Genomic DNA, 20,491 nt, shown 5'->3' with positions numbered 1-20,491 from the left:
TCCGTCGGTCAGAATGCGATCAGGCGGAGGGCTCGATCACCTGACGGCGGTTGTAAGTGCCGCAGGTCGGACACGCCACGTGCGGACGCTTCGGCGAGCGGCACTGGGGGCAGCTCACGAGCGAAACCGCGGCGGCCTTCCACTGCGACCTGCGGGAGCGAGTATTGCTCCGCGACATCTTGCGCTTGGGGACAGCCACGTCAGCTCTCCTGATCGTTGTTATGTTCCGGAATCAGACCTTGCAACTTCGCCCAGCGGGCGTCGACCACCTCGTGGCCGTGGCCAGGCTCGGCATCCGCCAGCCTGACCCCGCACTCCACGCAGAGTCCGGTGCAGTCTTCACTGCAGACCGGGCTCAACGGCAGTGTGAGCACCACCGCGTCGCGAAACACGGGCTCGAGGTCGAGAAGCTCACCGTCGAGAAGCGAGTCACTCTCGGCAGCATCCTCTGCCGAGTAGAAGAACAGCTCCTGGAAGTCCACCTCGGTTAGTGAGATGACCGGTTCCAGGCAGCGTGCGCACTCCCCCCGCAGTGGGGCCTGCGCAGTGCCCGTGACGAGCACACCCTCCATGACCGCCTCAAGCCGGATGTCCAGCTCGACGTCGGCGTCCTTGGGGACGCCGATCATGTCGACGCCGATGTCCGCCGGTGCCGGGAGAGCGAGATTCATCCGGCGCATCGACCCCGGTCGCCGCCCCAGGTCATGGGTCGAGATCACCCATGGGGCTCGGGGGTCAAGGTGCTGAGTCATTCCGCTCTCATTAGGCATGGCGCATCATCGCCGTCGTGCAAGGCCGAAATAAGAGAATAGCAGGGCCTAGCCCCTGAGCCGTTCGACCAGGAGTTCCTGCACAAGATCAGGGACGAGCCCGGCCACGCTCCCGCCGTACTTGACGATCTCCTTGATACGGCTGGACGACAGGAAGGAGACCTCGGGGCCGGTGGCCATGAACAGGGTCTCCACCCCGGACATCCGGTAGTTGAGCTGCGCCATCTGGAGTTCGTAGTCGAAGTCGCTGACCGCGCGCAGGCCCTTCACGATGGCGGGGATCTCCTGCTGTTTGCAGTAGTCGACCAGGAGGCCGTGGAACTTGTCCACGCGGACGTTCCCGTACTCCTTGGTGACCGTCTGGAGCGTCTGGATGCGCTCCTCCACCGTGAACAGGCTCTTCTTCTCGATATTGATCAGTACGGCCACGACGACCTCGTCGTACTGCCGGGAAGCCCGGCCGATGATGTCCAGATGACCGTTCGTGACGGGATCGAACGATCCCGGACAGACAACGCGACGCAAGGCGGACCCCCTGCTCTAAGGATTCCCGGCGGCGCGACCGTACCAAACGGACGCTTCGCCGTAACGACGGACCCTCTCCTCTTCGTACCCCGGGGGCCAGACCAGATCCTTCCCCCTGCTCTCCCGCTCCACGGCGACCAGCGCGTCCTCGGCCAGCCAGCCCCGGTCGCGCAGCAGCCCGAGCACCGCCTCCACCTCCTCGGCGCCCAGCGCGTACGGCGGGTCGGCGAGGACGAGGTCGTACGGCCTTTCCGCGTCCTGGGCGGCTGGGGGGTTCCCGGCGCCTCCCGGGCCCCTGGCCAGCAGCCGCTCCACCTTGTCGGCGGCGACCTCGGCCCCCGGAAGTCCCAGCGAGGTGACGTTCTGCCTGATCGTCCGGATCGCCCTGGGGTCGGACTCCACGAGAAGCGCGTGATCCGCCCCCCGGGAGAGCGCCTCCAGCCCGAGTGCCCCGGAACCCGCGTAGAGGTCCAGCACCCGGCACCCCTCCAGCGGGCCGATCAGCGACCCCACGGTGGAGAAGATCCCCTCCCTGGCCCGGTCGCTGGTGGGGCGTGTCCCCCGTCCCGGCGGCACGGCCAGCCGCCGTCCCCCTGCGCTTCCCGCGATGACTCGGCTCACCCGGCCATCCTCTCAGTGCCGTTCCCGCCGCCGTTCACGCTCCCGCCCCGAGGGGGCCGTACACACCACCGGCGTGTCGCGACGCATCACATAACCGCAGGTCAAAAGGGTCCTGGTAGGTGATCTAGGTCAAGAGTGGGCAAGGAGTGGCGACGAAAGCGTAAGGGTCGTTCCGTCCGGTGCCGGTCCCTTGCATGATGATTCCTGCGGCCTCCAAGTGACCCAGGGGGAGGCCGACCGGCGTGATCGTGAGCCCTTCCGCACGCCGGTGCTCTCGGCACCTGACCCGGGAGTGGGCCCAAGCGGGGACGGCATTCGGGGGGAGGCCGTCCCCGCAGTTGGGCACCGGGACCGACCTCCCGTCCGAGCCTCCCCGTTCGAGCCGGCCAGGCACCGCGGGGGGACCGCAGGGCATCTCCACCGGGCACCGCGGCCGGACGTCGTGAACCGGCCTCGCCGCCGGGCGTCCCGCGACCGGTGGGCGAACCCGCGCCGCGGACACCCCGGACACCCCGTGGTCTCCGGCCGTCAGGTCTTCTCCAGGTATTCGGCGCGCTCGTCCGCGAGAAGCCTGTCGATCTCCGCGCGGAGCACGGGATGCCCCGCCAGCTCGGGGTCCGCCTCCAGCATCGCCTCGGCGTCCAGGCGCGCGGCGTGGATGACGTCCTCGTCACGGAGGAGCCTGAGCATCTTCAGCGACGATCTGCGCCCCGACTGGGCCACCCCGAGCACATCACCCTCCCTGCGCTGCTCCAGGTCGACACGGGACAGCTCGAAGCCGTCCAGGGTGGCCGCCACGGCGTCGAGCCGCGCCCTCGCCGGCGTACCGCCCGGGGAGTCGGTCACCAGCAGGCACAGGCCGGGCAGCCCGCCGCGCCCGACCCGCCCGCGAAGCTGGTGGAGCTGGGAGACGCCGAACCGGTCGGCGTCCATGATGACCATGACCGAGGAGTTGGGGACGTCGACGCCGACCTCGATGACCGTGGTCGCCACCAGCACGTCGATCTCCCCCCTGGTGAAGGCCTTCATCACCGCCTCCTTCTCCTCCGGCGGGAGCTTGCCGTGGAGCACCTCCGTGCGGAGGCCGTGCAGCGGCCCCTGCGCGAGCGTCTCGGCCACGTCGAGCACCGCCAGCGGCGGCCTGCGCTCGTCGTCGGCCTTCGACATGTCGCCCTCGTCGCCCTCCAGGTCGCCGATGCGCGGGCACACGACGTAGGCCTGGCGGCCCAGCTCGATCTCCTCGCGCAATCGCGTCCAGGCCCGGTCGAGGAAGTGCGGCTTCTCCGCGGCGGGGACCACGTGCGTGGTGATCGGGGCACGGCCCGAGGGCAGCTGGGAGAGCGTGGAGACCGTGAGGTCGCCGAAGACCGTCATGGCGACGGTGCGGGGGATGGGCGTGGCGGTCATGACGAGCACGTGCGGGCGGCCGCCCCCGGCCTTCTCGCGGAGCGCGTCACGCTGCTCGACGCCGAACCGGTGCTGCTCGTCGACCACGACCAGGCCGAGGTCGGCGAACTGGACACGCTCCTGCAGGACCGCGTGGGTGCCGACGACGATGCCCGCCGCGCCCGAGGCCGCGTCGAGCATCGCCGAGCGGCGGGCCGCGGCGCCCAGCGAGCCGGTCAGCAGGGCGACCGCGGTGCCGCCGAACATGCCGCCGGTGGCCAGGTCTCCAAGCATGGCCGAGATCGACCGGTGGTGCTGCTGGGCGAGCACCTCGGTGGGGGCGAGCAGCACGGCCTGTCCCCCGGCGTCGACCACCTGGAGCATCGCCCGCAGCGCGACGATGGTCTTGCCCGCGCCGACCTCGCCCTGGAGCAGCCGGTGCATGGGGTGGGGCAGCGCCAGGTCCGCCGCGATCTCCTCGCCCACGTCGCGCTGCCCCTCGGTGAGCTCGAACGGCAGCCGCCCGTCGAAGTCGGTGAGCAGCCCGCCGGAGGTCGCCGGCCTGGGCGTGGCGGGCCAGGAGGCCGCGGCCATCCGGCGCTGCAGCAGCACCGCCTGGAGCAGGAACGCCTCGTCGAACCTGAGCCGCTTGCGCGCCCTGGCCACGTCGGCGTGGTCGCGGGGGCGGTGGATCGCCAGCAGCGCGTCGGAGAGGCCGGGGAGCCGGTGGCGGGCGCGCAGCTCCGCGGGGAGCGGGTCGTCGAGCTCGCCCATCGTGTCGAGGACGACGCCCAGCGCCCTGCGGATGGCCCAGGGCGTCACGTCCTTGCCCGCGGGGTAGATCGGCACGAGCGCGGCGGCGAACTCCTCGGCGCCCGTCTCGCTCTCCTCGATCATCTCGAACTCGGGGTGGGAGAGCTGCCACTTGCGTTTCTCGCCCTGGCCGAAGGCGCCGACCTTCCCGGCGAACATGCCGCGCCTGCCCGGCTTCAGCCGCGTCTCGGCGATGTGGGACGTCTTCCCGAAGAACGACAGGTAGATCTTGCTGCCCCGGGCGTCGACGACCTCGACCTCCAGCCAGGTGCCGCCCTTGTTGCGCATCGGCCTGCGCATCGCCCTCGTGACCTCGCCGACCACGGTGACGTGGTCGTCGACCCGCAGGTCGTCGAGGTCGGTCAGCTCGCCCCGCTCGGCGTAGCGCCGCGGGTAGTGCCGCAGCAGGTCGCCGACGGTGCGCAGGTCGAGAACGCTCTCCAGCAGCTTGGCCGTCTTGGGGTCAAGCGCCTTCGCCAGCGGCTCGTCGAAGCTCGTCACCCCCGTTTTCTACCGTGCCCGGGCGACAGATTTCACCAGCCACGGCGTACCCGGCGCCCGGCACCGGCTCACTCCACCCCGATCAGCAGCGGGTAGCCGCCCTGGCCGCCCTCGTACCTGACCACCTCGACGTCCGGCCTGGTCCCGGCCAGATGGTCCTGTACGGCGCGGGCGAGCCCCTCGGGGGCGTCCGCGCCCTCCAGGAGGGTCACCAGCTCGCTGCTGGAGGAGACCATGCGGCGTACGACCTCCAGCGCGGTCGCCGCCAGGTCCGTGCCGATCAGCGCGGCGTCGCCGTCGACGACCCCCAGGACGTCACCGGGGGCGGTCAGGCCCGCGCTCGTCATGACCTCGCGGTCGGCCACCCACACGTGGCCGTGGCGGGTGTGCGCGGCGGCCTCGGTCATGGCGACCACGTCGTCGTCGAAGCGGCGCAGCGGGTCGTGGACGGCCAGCGCCGACAGGCCCTGCACCGAGGCCCTGGTCGGGATGACGCCGACCACCAGGCCCTCCTCCCGCGCGATCTCCGCGGCGGCGGCCGCGACCTCGCGCGTGTCGCTGTCGTTGGGCAGGACCACGACCTCTGACCCGGCCTCGCGGACGGCGGCGAGCACCGCCGCCAGCGGAGGGCTGGAGCCGGGCTCGCGCCGGACGACCACGGCTCCCGCCTCCTCGAACACCGCCGCCAGCGCGGGCCCCGCGGCCACGGCCACCACCCCCCGCCCCCGCGCCACCGGGTGGGTCCTGCCCGAGCCGACCAGGTACGTCACCCTGATCCGGTGAGGGCGGCCCCGCCTCATCGCCGCCTCGATCGCCGCGCCCGCGTCGTCCACGTGGACGTGGACGTTCCACAGGCCGTCCCCGCCCACGACCACCAGCGAGTCGCCGAGCGCGTCGAGCTCCCCGCGCAGCGCGGCGACCTCCTCCTCCCCGGCGTCCAGCAGGTACATGACCTCGTAGCCGGGTCCCTCCCCGCTCTCCCGGGCCTCCCCGGGGGGCTCCGGGACGATCCGGTGTGCCGGGGCGGGGATGTCCACCCGGCCGGTGTAGGAGTCGGTGACGACGGCGGCGAGGCTCTCCAGGATGATCGTCAGGCCCGCCCCGCCCGCGTCGACCACCCCGCCCCGGGCGAGCACGTCGAGCTGCTCCGTGGTGCGGCGGAGCGCGGAGCGCGCCTCCCCCGCCGCCCGCCTCGCGACCGAGGCGAGATCCTCCCGCCCGTCGCGCACCGCCGCGGCCACGGCCGCCAGGACGCTCAGGATCGTGCCCTCGACCGGCCTGGACACCGCGGCGCGGGCGAGCTCGGCGGCTCTGACCAGGCCCCTCCCGAGATCGGCGCCGCGTCCCTCGGCCTCCCTGAGCACCTCGGCGAGGCCGCGCAGCGCCTGGCTGACGATCACTCCCGAGTTGCCCCGGGCGCCGAGCAGCGCCCCCTGCGCGAACGCCCGCCAGGTGGCCTCGGCCCCGGCGTCGTCGGGCAGCCCGTCGAGCGCCTCGGCGGCGGAGAGCATGGTCAGGTGCAGGTTGGTGCCGGTGTCGCCGTCGGGCACGGGGAAGACGTTGAGCGCGTCGATCTCCTCGCGCGCCTTCCCCAGCGTCTCGGCGGCCAGCCGCGACCATCTGCGCACCGCGAGCGGGTCGAGAACCTGCAGCATTCCTGCCCTCCTGCTCCCCGTGCTCCCCGGCTCCTGCTCGCGCCCGCCGGACGTCCTCACCGGCCTCCGGGCACCTCCCGGTCGGCTCCCCGGTTCGCTCACCGGGGAGATCCGCCGTGACGTGTCCCGGAATGCGCTACGGTTGCCTCCGGAGATTATCCCCGTTCGGCCGTTCACGGCGGCTCGCGTTCGCGTGCAGGGCCGGACATCGGATATCCTCGTGTGGCCAGCCGGTCGTCCCGGCGTGCCCGATGACCGCCGCCAGTGCGGCGGATCGAGCCTCTCGACTGATTAAAGGAGCGAACCGTGGCTTCCGTCTGCGACGTTTGCGCTAAGAAGCCGACCTTCGGCAACAACGTCTCCCACTCGCACCGCCGCACCCGCCGCCGCTGGAACCCGAACATCCAGCCCGTGCGCGCAGTGGTGAACGGCACGCCGAAGCGGCTGAACGTGTGCACCTCCTGCATCAAGGCCGGCAAGGTCACCCGCTAGCCAGACCTCCGCGAAGCCCGCCGTCCCGGTCGATGGGGCGGCGGGCTTCGCCGTTCCCGGCGGGCCTTCGTTCCCGGCGGCCCCTCGCCCCGCCCGTTCCCTGAGGGCCCTCGCCCCTCCTTCGTCCCGCCCGTTCCCGAAAAGCCCCCTCCCCCCTTCGTCCCGTCCGGGAAAGGCGGTTCGGGAGGCCGTCCCCTTCGGGGGACCGTCGCGTCCGGGAGGCACGGCCCCGGACGCGCGGCTCAGGAGGCGCGGTTCGAAAGGCGCGGTTCAAGAAGCACGGCTCAGGAGGCGCGCAGGCGCCAGGCGTGGTCCACGGGGCCGATGCCCGCCCCCAGGGGGAAACCGTGCGCGATCGCGCCGGTGACGTACGCCTTCGCCTTCTCCACGGCGGACGGGACGTCCTCGCCGAGGGCGAGGTGGGAGGCGATCGCGGAGGCCAGGGTGCAGCCCGTGCCGTGGGTGTGCCGGTTGTCGTGGCGCTCCGCGGTGAAGCGGAACTCCCGCGTGCCGTCGGTCAGCAGGTCGACCGGGGCCCCCGGCAGGTGGCCGCCCTTGACGAGCGCCCACGCGGGCCCGAGTTCCAGGATGGCGTCCGCGGCCCGGCGCAGGTCGGGCTCGTCCTCGACCTTCACCCCGGTGAGCTGCAGGACCTCCCACAGGTTGGGGGTGACCACCGTGGCGGTGGGCAGCAGGCGCGTCTTCACCGTCTCCACCGCCTCGGGGGCGAGGAGCGCGTCGCCGTGCTTGGAGACCCCGACGGGATCGACCACGACGGGCACGTCCAGCCCCGCCAGGACCTCGGCCACCGTCTCCACCAGCACCGGTGAGGCGAGCATGCCGGTCTTGACCGCCTGGGCCCCGATGTCACCGAGCACCGAGTCGAGCTGGGCCCGTACCGCCTCCGGGGGAAGTTCCCAGTAGCCCTGCACGCCGACCGAGTTCTGCGCGGTCACCGCGGCGATCACACTCATGCCGTGCACGCCGAGGGCGAGCATGGTCTTCAGATCGGCCTGTATACCCGCCCCGCCTCCGGAGTCGGAGCCGGCGACGGTCAGCACGCGAGGGGGGGTCGAAACGGTCATGGCCCCCATCCAACCAGCCCCTCCCCGACCCGCGACGCGCTCCCCCGGCTTCCCGCCGTCCCCGGACGCCGGGTCTCCCGCCCCGCTCCCGTGGGCCGGAACGCTTTCCCTCCCGTCGACCGGAGCGGCCCCGTTCCCACCGGATCGGGACGGCCGCCTGCCCCGTTCCTCCGGATCGGAACGGCTTCGCGGCCGGTCCCCGGCCGGGACCTGACCAGGACCGGAGCGGGGCCCGAGCGGGGCCTTGAGCAGGGCTTGAGCAGGGCCTGAGCAGGGCCTGAGCGGTTCGGCCGGCTCTGTCGTGGTGATGAGGCCCCGGTCAGGCGACGGCGCACTCTCCCTGGTCGCTCTGGCAGCTCCGCGGGATCTCCGCCTCACCGCTCGCGGTGAAGGTGACGACGAGCTCCTCGTCGGCCCCCAGGCCCTCCGGTGACTCGATCAGCAGTTTGTCGCCGACCTGTTCCCAGTCGGCCCCGTTCACCGAGGTGACCTCTCCGCTGACCGGCACGCTCACCTTGAGACGCTCGACGCTCTCGCTCGCGGCGACCACGAGCTCGACGGTGTAGCTCCGCGATCTGTCCCGCACGATGTCCGCGCCGACCGTGATCGCGGCGCCCCCGGCGAGCGGGAAGGCGCTGGAGGTCGTCTCGCTGGGCACGGGATCGGGGCCGGTGCTGCTCAGGGGCTCCCCGGGGGGCGGCGTCCGGTCACCGACGACGAGAGGCTCCTGGGTGAGGCTGGGCGAGGGATCGTCGGCCGGCTCGTCGGAAGGCGACGGCTCGTCGGTGTCCACCGGCGCGCGGGTGGCCTTCCGCGTCGGGGTGGGCCGGGGCGTGGAGGTGCCCCCGCCTCCGCCGCGTGTGGAGGTGCGTTCGGGGGCCGGTGTGGATCTCGCCCTTCCGTCACCCGGCTTGGGCGTCTTGTCGCCGGCCTCCGAGGGCTCGTCCTCCGGCGGCGGTTCCTCAGAGGGCTCCTCCGAGACGGGCTCGTCGCCGGTGTCGGCCTCCGGCACCGGCTGGTTCGACGCCGCCGCGACGCAACCGGCGGGCGGGCAGTCGACGGGGCTCCCGGAGCCGGTGAGCGCCCGGACGCCGATCACGGTCCCGCCGAGCACCACGGCCACGGCGGCGACGATCAGCACCGTCTTCCTGATCCGCCCGCCGGATCGCTCCTCGTCCTCGGGCCATGGGTCGAACGTGGTGGAAGCATCGGACGAGTCGGACAGCTCGGACTTCGAGCTCCATCCCGATCCCAGGAAGCCCGTCCGGGTCTCGGTGGCCACCGACTCCTCGGGACGGAGCCGGCGCCCGATCGGCTCGTCCCTCCAACCTGGTTCCGGAGCGGACTCCGGCTCACGTTTACCCCGGTTCGGGGAAGCCTCGTCCCCGTTTCCACCGTGGCGGCCCATATGGCCCCTTTCTCGAAGGGAATCTCGACCGCCCATCTTCATACCAGTTAGATAAACGTTTGTCGCAATTTTCACAGATGTCGCAGGAAGTGGTAAGGATCACTCCCGGAAGTGGTCCCAGCCTCCGCGGTCGAGCGAAAGGCCCTTGACCTGCACACCTTCCCCCTCGATGACGTGGCCCACCACGTTCCAGCCCTCCGGGAGCCGTACGTGGACCGGGAAGGTCGCGGCGAGCGCGTGGTCGTCGCCGCCGGAGAGCACCCAGTCCAGCGGATCGACGCCGAGCAGCCGGGCGGCCTCCCGCATCGCCGGTGGGGTGGTGAACGCCTCCGGGTCGAGGACGAGCGCGACCCCGGCCGCCTCGGCCACGTGGCCGAGATCCTGGAGCAGGCCGTCGCTCACGTCGAGCATCGCCGTCGCACCGAGCCCGGCGGCCTCCGGGCCGCGCGCGTAGGGAGGGCGCGGGCAGCGGTGGGCGTCGATCAGCTCCACCGGCCCGGCCAGGCCCGCGCGAAGCAGTGCGAGCCCGGCGGCGGCGTGCCCGAGACGGCCCGCGAAGGCGACCACGTCACCGGGGCGGGCTCCCGACCGCGTGACGGGCGGCCGGCCGCCCAGGTCGCCCAGAGCGGTCACGGAGACCACGACGAGGTCGCAGCGGGTGATGTCGCCGCCCACCACGCTGGCGCCGACGAGGTCGCACTCGTCGCGGAAGCCGTCGGTGAGCTCGTCCAGCCAGCCGGTGGTGGCGTCGGCGGGCATCCCGAGACCGACCACGAGGCCGGTGGGGACGGCCCCCATCGCCATGACGTCGGAGAGGTTCTGCGCCGCGGCCTTGCGGCCGATGTCGTAGCCACTGGACCAATCGCGCCGGAAGTGCCTACCCTCAATCAACAGGTCAGTCGTCACGACGACCCGCCCGTCGGGAGCGCTCACCACCGCGGCGTCGTCCCCGGGGCCGAGCAGTACGGCCCCACCTTGCGGCAAACGTCCGGCAATACGTGCAACAACCCCGAATTCGCCGAGATCTCCGACTGTGATGACACACCTCCTGTTCATCACAGGGTACGGTGGCCCTTCGGCACTGATCCAATCGCCCGGGAGGTCGTTATGGTGCAGGCCTATATCCTCATCCAGACCGAGGTCGGCAAGGCCGCGAACGTGGCTTCGGCGATCTCCGGCATCTCGGGTGTCACGCAGGCCGAGGACGTCACCGGACCGTACGACGTGATCGTGCGCGCCGAGGCCCGCAACGTCGACGAGCTGGGGAAGCTCGTGGTGGCGCAGATCCAGGGTGTGGAGGGGATCACGCGCACGCTGACGTGTCCCATCGTGCACATCTGAGGCCACCCACGAGGCCATACGTGAGCCCGCGTGCGAGTCCGGGGCAGGACTCGCACGCGGGTCCTCGAATCCGCATCCGATCGTCTGGAACGTGACATGCCACTGCGGTTCGCCCGCCTGGCGGGGGGCGCCTGCTCCCTGCTGATCCTGGCGGGATGCGGCGGCGCCGTCCGGGTCGAGCCACCGGTCCCCGAGGGGCCCGCCGCCGCCGCGTGCCGGGTGCTCGCCGAGCGGCTCCCGGGGAAACTCGACGGCGCGGACCGTACGGAGTCCACGCCCGCCTCCCCCTACGTCGCCGTGTGGGGGGAGGCGCGCATCGCCCTGCGCTGCGGGGTGCCGCGACCGGTGACGATGTCACCGACCGACCAGGTGCCCGAGATCGACGGGGTGGCGTGGTACGCCGACCCGGCCAGGCCGACGCTGTTCACCGCGATCGGCAGGGAGGCCTACGTCGAGGTGACGATCGCGCGGGAGCACGTCCCGCAGAACGTGCTGGTCGATCTCGCGGCCCCCATCAAGAGCGCCCTGCCGCAGACCGGCTGAGCGTCCGGGCCGGGAGCACCCCGCCGCAGACCGGCTCGGCGCCCCCCTCGGGAGCGCCCTACCGCAGGCCGGGTGAGCGTCCGAGCGCGAGCTGGATCAGCCGGTCGACCAGCTCGGCGTAGGGCACCCCGGTGGCGGCCCACAGCTGCGGCGCCACCGACATCGCGGTGAAGCCCGGCATGGTGTTGATCTCGTTGACGATCAGCCGTCCGTCGGGGGTGTAGAAGAAGTCGACCCTGGACAGGCCCTCGCAGCCCAGCGCCTCGAAGGCGCGGACGGCCATCGCCCGCAGCTGCTCGACCGTCTCCTGGGGGATGTCGGCGGGCACGGACAGGGACATGTCGCTTCCGATGTACTTGGCCTCGAAGTCGAAGAACTCGTGGTCTCCGTGGACCAGCACCTCGCCGGGCAGGCTCGCCCTGGGCGCCTCGTCGCCCGGCGACTCCAGCACCGCGCACTCGATCTCGCGGCCCGTGACGGCGGCCTCGACCAGCACCTTGGGGTCGTGCTCGCGGGCGAACTCGATGGCCCGCTCCAGCTCCTCCAGGGTGGCGGCCTTGGAGATGCCCTGGCTGGACCCGGCGCGCGCGGGCTTGACGAAGACCGGCCAGCCGAGCTCCTGGACCTCCTTGAGGACCCGGCCGCGGTCGGTCCGCCAGTCGCGGTCGCGGATCGTGACGTACGGGCCGACGGGCAGGCCCGCGGCGGCGAGGACCAGCTTCATGTACGACTTGTCCATGCCGACCGAGCTGGCCAGCACTCCGGAGCCGACGTAGCGGACCCCGGCCATCTCCAGCAGTCCCTGGATCGTGCCGTCCTCGGCGAAGGGGCCGTGCATCACGGGGAAGACGACGTCGACCTGGCCGAGCTCGACGGGGATGCTGCCGGGGTCGTACGCCACCAGCGAACCGCCGCCGGACGCCAGCGCCAGCGTCGCGCCCGCCGCGTCGACGGCGGGCAGTTCACCGCTCTCGATCCCGTACCGTTGCTCCCCCGAGGCGAGCACCCATCGGCCGTCCGTGGCGATCCCGATGGGGACCACCTCGTACTTGGATCTGTCGATGGCCTCCAGCACGCTTCCCGCCCCGAGAATGGAGACGGCGTGCTCGGAATTGCGACCGCCGAAGACGACGGCGACCCTCGGTAGAGGTTCGTGCTGCTCACTCATGATGACCGAATGTACCCCCTGTTAGGGGGCAATCTGGCTGTTAGACGCGCCTATCTACCCGATGCGGGTAGTGAGTCGAGGGCCTTGGTGACGTCCATGATGAGATCCTCGGCGTCCTCCAGCCCGACGGAGAACCTCACCGCCCCCGCGTCGATCCCCGGTTCCTCACCGAGCCGCCGATGGGTGGCCGAGGCCACGTGCGCGGCCTTGGTACGGGTTCCCCCGGCGGAGGTGGCGATCGAGACGAGCTTGAGCGCGTCGGCCAGGGCCACCCCCGCGTCGTAGCCCCCGCGCGGGGTGACCGTCACGCAGGCGCCGTATCTCGTACCCTCGGGACCGGAGTCGAACAGGTGCCTGGCGAGCTGGTGGCCGGGGTGTCCCGGCAGCCCCGGGTAGTCGACCCGGCGTACGGCGGGATGCTTGGCCACGGCGGCGGCGAAGACCATCGCGGTGGAGCACATCCGGCGGACCCGCAGCGGCAGGGTCTCCAGCCCCCGGCGCAGCAGGAACGCGTCGTCGGGAGAGAGGGTGCCCCCGGTGTCGATCCTGACCTCGCGCAGCTGGGCGATCAGGTCGGGGCGGCCGACCGCCACGCCCCCGGCGCAGTCGTCGTGGCCGCCGAGGTACTTGGTCGCGGAGTGGACCACCAGGTCGGCGCCGTGTTCGAGGGGACGGCACACGATCGGGGTGGCGAAGGTGGAGTCGACCACCAGGAGCGCCCCCGCGGTGCGGGCGATCCGGTAGAGGCCCCGGATGTCGGAGACGGCCATGGTGGGGTTGGACAGCGTCTCCGCATAGATGATCTTCGTGTTGGGTTTGATCGCCGCCTGCACCCTGGACAGCTCGCCGTAGCCGACGAAGTCCGCGCCGACCCCGAACCTGGCCAGCACGTTCGTGATCAGCGAGTGGGTCCCGCCGTACAACGGCGTGGGAGCCACGATGTGCGCGCCCGCGCGCAGGAACGTCATCAGGACGGCGTTGACGGCGGCCATCCCCGAGGCGAACGCCTGCCCCGCCACGTCCTCGGGCGCCGCCGCGCCCTCCAGGGAGGCCACCGCCGCGGCGAAGGCGGCGGTGGTGGGGTTGTCGATCCGGCCGTACGCGTAGCCGGAGCTCTTCTCGTCGAACACCTCGGCATACTCGGCGGAGTCAGCGAAGCCCCACGCGGAACTGCGCCACACGGGGAGGCCGAGAGGTGGCTGCCGGGGCGTCTCGGGAGCGGGCAGGTGCACCGACCGGGTGTTCTCGCCCTTGCGCCTGCGCATCCGTCTGTTCATCGACCACGCTGTCCGTTCACAGGCCGTACCGTTCCGCCTTGGGAGTCCGCGACATCAGGAGCACCCCGGCCTCGCTGGGGGGCATCGCGTCGTGGACGACGGCCACCACCACCTCGGTGATCGGCATCTCCACGTCGTGCTTTCTGGCCAGTTCGAGCACCGACTCGCAGGATTTGACCCCCTCGGCGGTCTGTTTCGTCGCGGCGATGACCTCGTCCAGCGTCATACCTCGCCCAAGATTCTCCCCGAAAGTACGGTTCCGCGACAATGGGGACACACAGGTCGCCACCAGATCGCCCATACCCGCGAGGCCCGCGAAGGTGTGCGGGTCGGCGCCGAGCGCCGCGCCCAGCCGGGAGATCTCGGCGAGCCCGCGCGTCATCAGCATCGCCCCGACGTTGTCGCCGAGCCCCATCCCGGCCGAGATGCCGACCGCCAGGGCGATCACGTTCTTCACGGCCCCGCCGAGCTCGACCCCGATGACGTCGGGGTTGGTGTACGGGCGGAACCAGGGCGGCAGGTAGCAGGCCGCCTGCAGGCGCTCCATCGCCCGCTCGTCCGCGCAGGCGACCACGGTGGCGGCCGGCTGGCCCCGGACGATCTCACCGGCCAGGTTCGGGCCCGACACCACCGCGACCCGCTCCTGGGGCACCTCGGCGACCTCGCAGATCACCTCGCTCATCCGCTTGGTGGTGCCCAGCTCGATGCCCTTCATCAGGCTGACCAGCACCGCGTCGGGCGGCAGGTGCGGCTTCCAGCGGGTCAGGTTCTCCCTCAGGGTCTGGGAGGGCACGGCGAGCACCACGAAGTCGGCGCCGTCGAGGGCCTCGGCGGGGTCGGTGGTGGCGCGCAGCGTCTCGGGCAGCACCGCGCCCGGCAGGTAGTCGGGGTTCTCGTGCCGCCGGTCGATCGCCTCGACGATCTCCGGCTTGCGTCCCCACAGCGTCGTCCGGGTGCCCGCCCCGGCGAGGATCATGCCGAAGGTCGTCCCCCACGAACCCGTGCCGAACACGGCCGCCTTGGTCATCGGTTCTCCTCGGGCCTGGGAACCCCCGCCTCCGGGCGGGGAAGGGAACGCGGCGCGGTGCCGCGTCCGGCGGTGGCGGCGACCGGACCACCGCGGGGGTGAGCGGCGACGTCCTCTCCGCCTGGCCGGCGGAGGGGCGGGACGCCTGTGGAACTGCTGTGGAACCTCAAGGGATTTCTCCTGGCGGGCGACCGGCGGTGAATCAGGAACTCTCACGGGCGACCGTGGGAATCCCCTCCCTTCGGGGAGGGGAGGATGTCAACACCGTACGCCGAAGTCAGTTGTCGGACGGTCGCTTGAACGGCGTCTCGGGGGCCTTCTCCCCGCGGATCTCGGCCAGCTGGGCCGTGATGGCCGCCATGATGTCGGCGGTCGCCTCGCGCAGGACGTCGGCGGAGACGGGCTCTCCCTCGTGCCCCGCGTACTTCGACAGGTCGACCGGCGGCCCCGTCTGCACGTGGAAGGTCTTGCGCGGCAGCAGGCGGGGCCTCCTGGCTCCGTACGGCAGGATCTCCTGGGCTCCCCAGTGGGCGACGGGGATCACCGTCGCGCCGGTGGCCAGCGCGAGCCTCGCCGCGCCGGTCTTGCCCTCCATCGGCCAGAAGTCCGGGTCGCGGGTGCAGGTGCCCTCCGGGTAGAACATCACGCACGCCCCGGCGGCGAGCCTTCGCCGCGACTCCTCCAGCGAGCGCGCCGCGTCGGTGCTTCCCCGGTAGACCGGGATGGCCTGCAGCGCCCTCACCAGGGAGCCGACCAGCGGCACCGAGAAGAGACCCGACTTGGCGAGGATCACCGGCCAGCGGCCGTGGTTGTACAGGAAGTGCGCGACGAGAATCGGGTCCAGCCACGACAGGTGGTTGGTCACCATGATGATCCCGCCCGACCTGGGGAGACGGTCGCTGTGACGCCAGTCCTTCTTGACCAGGAGCCACGAGATCGGCTTGACGATCGCGACGGCGAAGGCCACCCAGAATCGCGAAGGCCATCCGGGGCGTCTCATGGGCTCCTCCATATGAGCGGGATGCGCCCCAAGTCTCCCGGTTGGCTCCCAGGGATGTCGAGGCGCGATGCTTAAGGCTATGTCTGCTTCGGAGAGCCCCGGCTGGACCCTCGTCGTCCCGGTCAAGACGCTGGTCGCCGCCAAGACCAGGCTGTCGGCCGCGGCGGGCCCGCACCGGGCCGCGCTGGCCGTGGCGATCGCCTGCGACACCGTCGAGGCGGCGCTGAGCTGCGCGCTCGTCGCGCGGGTGGTCGTGGTGACGGGCGACCCGGTGGCCGCGAAGGCGCTCGGCGAGGTCGGCGCGCACGTGGTCGGCGACCCGGAGGAGGGGCTGAACGCCGCCCTGCGGCACGGCGCCCGCGAGGCGGTGCGGCTGGCGCCCGAGGCACCCGTCGGCGCCCTCCAGGCCGACCTCCCCGCCCTCCGCCCGGCGGAACTGGCCCGCGTGCTGGCCGCCGCCGCGGAGTTCGGCCAGATGTTCCTGCCCGACGCCGCCGAGATCGGCACGACCTTCTACGGCGTACGGCCGGGAGTGCCGTTCACGCCGGGGTTCGGCGGCGAGTCGCGGGACCGGCACCTGCGGCGCGGCGCCAAGGAGCTCTGCGTGGAGGGGGTGGAGTCGGTCCGCCGCGACGTGGACACCCCGGACGACCTGCGCCTGGCACTGACCCTCGGCGTCGGCCCCCGCACGCTGGCGATGGCGAGAAGGATCTCGGCGTCGAGCCCGGACAGGGCGGACCTGGACGAGGTGGACCCGGGCGGGGCGGGCCTGGGCGGGGCGGGCCTGGGCGGGGGGCGAGTTCCGGAGGATCGGGACGGCGCCCGGGGGGCGGACCGCGAACGAGGCGGGGACGGCGCTCGGGGGACGGATCCCGAATGAGGCGGGCGCCGCGGGCGGGGGACGGGCGCCCGGACGGGAGTTAGGCTGGGCGGGTGCAGGCGACGGTGCGCATCTTCGACCCGGCGACCCGGTCGGGGTCGGTCTTCCTGGACGACGGGACCGAGATCCCGTTCGAGGCGGCGGCGTTCGACGCGGGGCCGCTGCGGCTGCTCAGGTCCGGCCAGCGGGTCAACATCGTCATGGACGGCGACGACGTCACCTACGTCACCCTCTCGACCTTCCCCGTTCCCGGATAGACGGCCTTCCCCGTTCGCCGGTTCCCCGCTAGACGGCCTCGCCCGTTCCCAGAGAAGTCCCTTCGGAGGTCCTCGCCGGGCCAGGGCGCCGGGAAAGCCGGACGCCCGGCCTCCCGTGGCGGGAGTCCGGGCGCCTGTGCCCGAGGCCTACTTCTTCTTGGACGCCTTCTTGCCGCCGGTGTTGACGAGTTCCTTGAAGTCGGAGCCCGGCCGGAACTTCGGCCCCCAGCTCTCGGCGACGCGAATCTCGGCCCCCGTCGAAGGGTTGCGGGCGGTGCGGGCCGGCTTGTGCACCATCTCGAAAGCACCGAACCCCGTGATCGAGACCTTGTCGCCACTCGCGACGGCGGTCTGGATGGCGTCGAGCACCGCGTTCACGGCCTCGGTGGCCGTCTTCTTGTCGCCCACCCGATCCGCGATGGCGTCGACGAGTTCCTTTTTGTTCATAAGGTTGCTCCCCCTGCTTACCGATGTCCGGGAGTGGGTCACGAGGCAGAAAACCCGTCTCACCCGATTTGTCACGGCGAGGGGTCTCATCACAGATCTCTCATCAACGATCACGATGAGAAACCCCTTGCCCGCTTGAAATTAGGGGACGGAGCCGTATGACTCAATCACCTTCCGCAATGTTTCCAGTGCTTGGCGTATCTGAAACCACGACATCAATACTGAGAAGGAACAAATCAAGACGCCCGGCGGCGTGTTCGAGGTCGCGTTTGGCCAAATCGCAGATGGCCAGAAGACGCCGGGCGAGACGTTTTCTCTCCTCGGCGGGGACGGGCAGAGACCGGACGTGGCGGTGCGCCTCGCGCAACCGCCACGCCAGCTCGTGTTCTGAACTCGTCAGACGGTCGTCGGCAGCCATGGCTGCCGACCATTCTCGTATGCCCCTATGGCGTCGGCGTTGCGCAGGGTCAGCCCGATGTCGTCCAGGCCCTCCATGAGCCGCCAGCGCGTGTAGTCGTCGATCTCGAACCCGACGACCTCGGCACCCCAGCGGACCTGGCGTTCTTCCAGGTCGACGGTGATCTCCAGGGTGGGGTCCGCCTCCACCGCGGCCTGCAGGGCGTCGACGATCTCGCCCGGCAGGACGACCGGGAGCAGACCCATCTTGGTGGAGTTATTACGGAAGATATCCCCGAAGCGGGCCGCGATCACGACGCGGAAACCGTACTGCTGCAGGGCCCAGACCGCGTGCTCGCGGGAGGAGCCGGTGCCGAAGTCAGGTCCGGCGAGCAGGATCGTGGCGCCCTCGTGGGCGGGGTTGTTCAGCACGAAGCCGGGGTCCTCGCGCCAGGCCGAGAACAGGCCCTTCTCGAAACCGGTCCGGCTGACCTGCTTGAGCCAGACGGCGGGGATGATCTGGTCGGTGTCGACGTTGCTGCGGCGCAGCGGCACGGCCCGGCCGGTGTGGGTGACGAACGCTTCCATCGCGAGGACTCCTTACAGGTCGGCGGGCGCGGTGAGTTTGCCGGTGACGGCGGTCGCGGCGGCGACCTGCGGGGACACGAGGTGCGTACGGCCGCCCTTGCCCTGGCGTCCCTCGAAGTTGCGGTTGGAGGTCGAGGCGCTGCGCTCGCCGGGGGCGAGGGTGTCGGGGTTCATGCCCAGGCACATGGAACAGCCGGCCTCACGCCATTCGGCGCCCGCCTCCTTGAAGACCTCGTGCAGCCCCTCCTGCTCGGCCTGGAGCTTGACCAGCATCGAGCCGGGCACGATCAGCGTCCGCGTGACGACCCGGCGCCCGCGCAGCACGTCGGCCGCGGCGCGCAGGTCCTCCAGGCGCCCGTTGGTGCAGGAGCCCACGAAGACCGTGTCGACCTGGACCTCGCGGAGCGGGGTGCCCGCCGTCAGGCCCATGTACTCCAGGGCGCGGGCGGCGGCGGCCGGGTCGTCGGTGTCCTCGGGACGCGGCACGGACGTCCCCAGCGGGGCACCCTGGCCGGGGTTGGTGCCCCAGGTGACGAACGGGGTCAGCGTCGTGGCGTCGATCTCCACGACGGTGTCGAAGGCGGCGTCCTCGTCGGTCACCAGCGACTTCCAGTACGCGACCGCGGCGTCCCAGTCGGCGCCGGACGGCGCGTGGGGACGGCCCTTGAGGTACTCGAAGGTGGTCTCGTCCGGAGCGATCATGCCCGCGCGGGCGCCCGCCTCGATGGACATGTTGCAGACGGTCATCCGGCCCTCCATGGAGAGCTTGCGGATGGCCTCGCCGCGGTACTCGACGATGTATCCCTGGCCGCCGCCGGTGCCGATCTTGGCGATGATCGCCAGGATCAGGTCCTTGGCCGTGACGCCGGGCGGCAGCTCGCCGGAGACCTCGATGGCCATCGTCTTGGGCCGGTAGGCGGGCAGCGTCTGGGTGGCCAGCACGTGCTCGACCTCGGAGGTGCCGATGCCGAACGCGATGCCGCCGAAGGCGCCGTGGGTGGAGGTGTGAGAATCACCACACACGATCGTCATGCCGGGCTGGGTCAGGCCGAACTGCGGGCCGATGATGTGGACCACGCCCTGCCCCGCGTCGCCCATCGGATGGAGCCGGACACCGAACTCCGCGCAGTTCTTGCGCAGCGTCTCGACCTGCACCCGCGACACCGGGTCGTCGATGGGCCCGCGTACGGTCGGGACGTTGTGGTCCTCGGTGGCGATGGTGAGCTCGGGGCGCCGGATGGGGCGGTTGGCCAGGCGCAGGCCGTCGAACGCCTGCGGGCTCGTGACCTCGTGAATGAGGTGCAGGTCGATGTAGAGCAGGTCGGGTTCTCCTTCGGCACGTCGCACGACGTGCTGCTCCCATACCTTCTCCGCGAGCGTGCGGCCCATGTCGCCTCCTTGCGATCGGCTGTCCCACTCCCACTTGCTTTCTCATATGTCGAGACGGCAGTATCGGTGTATGGACAACTCTAGCGGAGTCGGCGTACTCGACAAGGCCGTCCTCGTGCTCAATGCCCTCGAAGCGGGACCGGCGTCCCTCGCACAGCTCGTTCAGGCCACCGGCCTGGCACGGCCCACGGCCCACCGGCTGGCCGTCGCGCTGGAGCATCACCGGATCGTCTCCCGTGACACACAGGGCCGGTTCGTGCTGGGTCCGCGCCTGTCCGAGTTGTCCACGGCCGCCGGCGAGGACCGGCTACTGGCCGTCGCCTCTCCGGTCCTCACCCAGCTCAGGGACCTGACCGGGGAAAGCGCGCAACTTTACCGTCGCCAGGGTGACGAGCGGGTCTGCGTGGCCGCCGCCGAGCGCGCCAGCGGGTTGCGCGACACCGTGCCGGTCGGCTCGGCGCTGCCGATGATCGCCGGTTCCGCGGCGCAGATCCTGCTCGCCTGGGAGGAGCCCGACCGCCTGCACCGGGGCCTGCGCGGGGCCAAGTTCACCGCGGCCACGCTGGCGAGCGTGCGGCGCAGGGGCTGGGCGCACAGCGTCGGCGAGCGCGAGCAGGGTGTGGCCAGCGTCTCGGCGCCGATCAGGGGCGCGGGCGGCAAGGTGGTCGCCGCGGTGTCGGTCTCCGGCCCGATCGAGCGCCTGACCCGCACCCCCGGCCGCCTGCACGCCGCCCCCGTGGTCACCGCCGCCGAGCGGATCACCGAAACCATGCGCCGCGCCAACTGAGGACCGGCCGAGGACCGGCCGGGGCCGAACTGGGCCGACCGAGGAGTGATCAAGGGTCGGCGGAGGGCCGATGGAGGTCCGCTGGAGGGCCCGCTGACGGCGGGCGGACCCGCCACGGCGGCCGGATCGCCTGAC

At 71.7% G+C, this 20,491-nt stretch carries 23 protein-coding genes; 6 read left to right on the top strand and 17 right to left on the bottom strand.

Going from position 1 to position 20,491, the window contains the following annotated elements:
* Nucleotides 1-19: 19 nt before the first annotated feature.
* From rpmF to ACFFRH_RS31455, 6 genes are all read right to left on the bottom strand, one after another.
* On the bottom strand, nt 20-199 hold the full coding sequence (rpmF, locus tag ACFFRH_RS31480) for a 50S ribosomal protein L32 (protein ID WP_012894381.1): 180 nt from the start codon (nt 197-199) through the stop codon (nt 20-22).
* A gap of 1 nt (nt 200) precedes the next feature.
* Complete coding sequence (locus ACFFRH_RS31475; RefSeq protein WP_344748160.1) at nt 201-752, bottom strand: YceD family protein; 552 nt, start codon at nt 750-752, stop codon at nt 201-203.
* Nucleotides 753-818: 66 nt separating this feature from the next.
* Complete coding sequence (coaD, locus tag ACFFRH_RS31470) at nt 819-1,295, bottom strand: pantetheine-phosphate adenylyltransferase (RefSeq protein WP_344748159.1); 477 nt, start codon at nt 1,293-1,295, stop codon at nt 819-821.
* 15 nt (nt 1,296-1,310) lie between these two features.
* A complete protein-coding gene (rsmD, locus tag ACFFRH_RS31465; RefSeq protein ID WP_344748158.1) occupies nt 1,311-1,916 on the bottom strand; it encodes a 16S rRNA (guanine(966)-N(2))-methyltransferase RsmD in 606 nt (201 codons plus the stop codon).
* Nucleotides 1,917-2,444: 528 nt separating this feature from the next.
* Entirely contained in the window at nt 2,445-4,616 is a 2,172-nt protein-coding gene (gene recG / locus ACFFRH_RS31460) for an ATP-dependent DNA helicase RecG (RefSeq protein WP_344748156.1), read from the bottom strand.
* Nucleotides 4,617-4,684: 68 nt separating this feature from the next.
* The gene (locus ACFFRH_RS31455; RefSeq protein WP_344748155.1) at nt 4,685-6,271 is read right to left on the bottom strand and encodes a fatty acid kinase ATP-binding subunit FakA; all 1,587 of its coding nucleotides are present in this window, start codon (nt 6,269-6,271) and stop codon (nt 4,685-4,687) included.
* Between the two features lie 306 nt (nt 6,272-6,577).
* Here ACFFRH_RS31455 and rpmB point away from each other — a divergent pair, with 306 nt between their 5' ends.
* On the top strand, nt 6,578-6,763 hold the full coding sequence (gene rpmB, locus ACFFRH_RS31450) for a 50S ribosomal protein L28 (RefSeq protein WP_012894387.1): 186 nt from the start codon (nt 6,578-6,580) through the stop codon (nt 6,761-6,763).
* A gap of 284 nt (nt 6,764-7,047) precedes the next feature.
* Here rpmB and thiD read toward each other — a convergent pair whose 3' ends face one another.
* From thiD to ACFFRH_RS31435, 3 genes are all read right to left on the bottom strand, one after another.
* Nucleotides 7,048-7,857, bottom strand: a complete 810-nt coding sequence (gene thiD, locus ACFFRH_RS31445; RefSeq protein WP_386161162.1) for a bifunctional hydroxymethylpyrimidine kinase/phosphomethylpyrimidine kinase — start codon at nt 7,855-7,857, stop codon at nt 7,048-7,050.
* Between the two features lie 310 nt (nt 7,858-8,167).
* Nucleotides 8,168-9,130, bottom strand: a complete 963-nt coding sequence (locus tag ACFFRH_RS31440) for a hypothetical protein (RefSeq protein WP_344749079.1) — start codon at nt 9,128-9,130, stop codon at nt 8,168-8,170.
* Between the two features lie 225 nt (nt 9,131-9,355).
* Nucleotides 9,356-10,312, bottom strand: a complete 957-nt coding sequence (locus ACFFRH_RS31435; protein WP_344749081.1) for a thiamine-phosphate kinase — start codon at nt 10,310-10,312, stop codon at nt 9,356-9,358.
* A 51-nt stretch (nt 10,313-10,363) separates the two neighbouring features.
* Here ACFFRH_RS31435 and ACFFRH_RS31430 point away from each other — a divergent pair, with 51 nt between their 5' ends.
* Nucleotides 10,364-10,597 (top strand): Lrp/AsnC family transcriptional regulator, encoded by a 234-nt coding sequence (locus tag ACFFRH_RS31430; protein ID WP_344749082.1) that lies wholly within the window; start codon nt 10,364-10,366, stop codon nt 10,595-10,597.
* A gap of 96 nt (nt 10,598-10,693) precedes the next feature.
* Nucleotides 10,694-11,140 carry a DUF3515 family protein gene (locus tag ACFFRH_RS31425; RefSeq protein ID WP_344749084.1) on the top strand — a complete coding sequence of 149 codons (447 nt, stop codon included), beginning with the start codon at nt 10,694-10,696 and terminating at the stop codon, nt 11,138-11,140.
* Nucleotides 11,141-11,198: 58 nt separating this feature from the next.
* On the opposite strand, the gene ACFFRH_RS31420 is transcribed toward ACFFRH_RS31425, so the two are convergent.
* The 4 genes from ACFFRH_RS31420 to ACFFRH_RS31405 form a co-directional block, all read right to left on the bottom strand.
* Nucleotides 11,199-12,308: a D-alanine--D-alanine ligase family protein gene (locus ACFFRH_RS31420; protein WP_344749085.1), complete on the bottom strand. Its 1,110-nt coding sequence runs from the start codon at nt 12,306-12,308 to the stop codon at nt 11,199-11,201.
* Nucleotides 12,309-12,358: 50 nt separating this feature from the next.
* Nucleotides 12,359-13,585, bottom strand: a complete 1,227-nt coding sequence (locus ACFFRH_RS31415) for a trans-sulfuration enzyme family protein (protein WP_344749086.1) — start codon at nt 13,583-13,585, stop codon at nt 12,359-12,361.
* A gap of 16 nt (nt 13,586-13,601) precedes the next feature.
* On the bottom strand, nt 13,602-14,612 hold the full coding sequence (locus ACFFRH_RS31410; protein WP_344749087.1) for an NAD(P)H-dependent glycerol-3-phosphate dehydrogenase: 1,011 nt from the start codon (nt 14,610-14,612) through the stop codon (nt 13,602-13,604).
* Between the two features lie 277 nt (nt 14,613-14,889).
* Nucleotides 14,890-15,612 carry a lysophospholipid acyltransferase family protein gene (locus ACFFRH_RS31405; RefSeq protein ID WP_344749088.1) on the bottom strand — a complete coding sequence of 241 codons (723 nt, stop codon included), beginning with the start codon at nt 15,610-15,612 and terminating at the stop codon, nt 14,890-14,892.
* 79 nt (nt 15,613-15,691) lie between these two features.
* Between ACFFRH_RS31405 and cofC the strand changes: the two genes are divergently transcribed.
* On the top strand, nt 15,692-16,492 hold the full coding sequence (cofC, locus tag ACFFRH_RS31400) for a 2-phospho-L-lactate guanylyltransferase (protein ID WP_386161161.1): 801 nt from the start codon (nt 15,692-15,694) through the stop codon (nt 16,490-16,492).
* Between the two features lie 53 nt (nt 16,493-16,545).
* Nucleotides 16,546-16,749 (top strand): hypothetical protein, encoded by a 204-nt coding sequence (locus ACFFRH_RS31395; RefSeq protein ID WP_344749090.1) that lies wholly within the window; start codon nt 16,546-16,548, stop codon nt 16,747-16,749.
* Nucleotides 16,750-16,896: 147 nt separating this feature from the next.
* Here the strand turns inward: ACFFRH_RS31395 and ACFFRH_RS31390 are convergent, their stop codons facing one another.
* The 4 genes from ACFFRH_RS31390 to leuC form a co-directional block, all read right to left on the bottom strand.
* A complete protein-coding gene (locus ACFFRH_RS31390; RefSeq protein WP_344749091.1) occupies nt 16,897-17,196 on the bottom strand; it encodes an HU family DNA-binding protein in 300 nt (99 codons plus the stop codon).
* Nucleotides 17,197-17,359: 163 nt separating this feature from the next.
* The gene (locus ACFFRH_RS31385; RefSeq protein WP_344749092.1) at nt 17,360-17,614 is read right to left on the bottom strand and encodes an SCO5555 family protein; all 255 of its coding nucleotides are present in this window, start codon (nt 17,612-17,614) and stop codon (nt 17,360-17,362) included.
* Nucleotides 17,593-18,180 (bottom strand): 3-isopropylmalate dehydratase small subunit, encoded by a 588-nt coding sequence (gene leuD, locus ACFFRH_RS31380; protein ID WP_344749093.1) that lies wholly within the window; start codon nt 18,178-18,180, stop codon nt 17,593-17,595. Before leuD ends, ACFFRH_RS31385 begins: the two co-directional genes overlap by 22 nt.
* Before the next feature lie 12 nt (nt 18,181-18,192).
* Nucleotides 18,193-19,569, bottom strand: a complete 1,377-nt coding sequence (leuC, locus tag ACFFRH_RS31375) for a 3-isopropylmalate dehydratase large subunit (protein ID WP_386161160.1) — start codon at nt 19,567-19,569, stop codon at nt 18,193-18,195.
* 70 nt (nt 19,570-19,639) lie between these two features.
* On the opposite strand from leuC, the gene ACFFRH_RS31370 reads away from it, so the two are divergent.
* Nucleotides 19,640-20,356, top strand: coding sequence for an IclR family transcriptional regulator (locus ACFFRH_RS31370; RefSeq protein ID WP_344749094.1), 717 nt, complete (start codon nt 19,640-19,642; stop codon nt 20,354-20,356).
* The last annotated feature ends 135 nt before the right edge of the window (nt 20,357-20,491 follow it).

This window comes from Streptosporangium vulgare, from assembly GCF_042428775.1.
GTDB classification, from domain to species: Bacteria; Actinomycetota; Actinomycetes; order Streptosporangiales; family Streptosporangiaceae; genus Streptosporangium; species Streptosporangium vulgare.
Note: the sequence above shows the minus strand (reverse complement) of the source record. Positions and strands in the feature narration are given on the sequence as shown.

Excerpts from the sequence above, each read along its gene's own strand:
- ACFFRH_RS31475 (WP_344748160.1), bottom strand. The coding sequence starts at position 752 with ATGACTCAGCACCTTGACCCCCGAGCCCCATGGGTGATCTCGACCCAT.
- ACFFRH_RS31455 (WP_344748155.1), bottom strand. The coding sequence starts at position 6,271 with ATGCTGCAGGTTCTCGACCCGCTCGCGGTGCGCAGATGGTCGCGGCTG.
- thiD (WP_386161162.1), bottom strand. The coding sequence starts at position 7,857 with ATGGGGGCCATGACCGTTTCGACCCCCCCTCGCGTGCTGACCGTCGCC.
- ACFFRH_RS31435 (WP_344749081.1), bottom strand. The coding sequence starts at position 10,312 with ATGAACAGGAGGTGTGTCATCACAGTCGGAGATCTCGGCGAATTCGGG.
- ACFFRH_RS31430 (WP_344749082.1), top strand. The coding sequence starts at position 10,364 with ATGGTGCAGGCCTATATCCTCATCCAGACCGAGGTCGGCAAGGCCGCG.
- ACFFRH_RS31425 (WP_344749084.1), top strand. The coding sequence starts at position 10,694 with ATGCCACTGCGGTTCGCCCGCCTGGCGGGGGGCGCCTGCTCCCTGCTG.
- ACFFRH_RS31420 (WP_344749085.1), bottom strand. The coding sequence starts at position 12,308 with ATGAGTGAGCAGCACGAACCTCTACCGAGGGTCGCCGTCGTCTTCGGC.
- ACFFRH_RS31415 (WP_344749086.1), bottom strand. The coding sequence starts at position 13,585 with ATGAACAGACGGATGCGCAGGCGCAAGGGCGAGAACACCCGGTCGGTG.
- ACFFRH_RS31410 (WP_344749087.1), bottom strand. The coding sequence starts at position 14,612 with ATGACCAAGGCGGCCGTGTTCGGCACGGGTTCGTGGGGGACGACCTTC.
- ACFFRH_RS31405 (WP_344749088.1), bottom strand. The coding sequence starts at position 15,612 with ATGAGACGCCCCGGATGGCCTTCGCGATTCTGGGTGGCCTTCGCCGTC.
- cofC (WP_386161161.1), top strand. The coding sequence starts at position 15,692 with ATGTCTGCTTCGGAGAGCCCCGGCTGGACCCTCGTCGTCCCGGTCAAG.
- ACFFRH_RS31390 (WP_344749091.1), bottom strand. The coding sequence starts at position 17,196 with ATGAACAAAAAGGAACTCGTCGACGCCATCGCGGATCGGGTGGGCGAC.
- ACFFRH_RS31385 (WP_344749092.1), bottom strand. The coding sequence starts at position 17,614 with ATGGCTGCCGACGACCGTCTGACGAGTTCAGAACACGAGCTGGCGTGG.
- leuD (WP_344749093.1), bottom strand. The coding sequence starts at position 18,180 with ATGGAAGCGTTCGTCACCCACACCGGCCGGGCCGTGCCGCTGCGCCGC.
- leuC (WP_386161160.1), bottom strand. The coding sequence starts at position 19,569 with ATGGGCCGCACGCTCGCGGAGAAGGTATGGGAGCAGCACGTCGTGCGA.
- ACFFRH_RS31370 (WP_344749094.1), top strand. The coding sequence starts at position 19,640 with ATGGACAACTCTAGCGGAGTCGGCGTACTCGACAAGGCCGTCCTCGTG.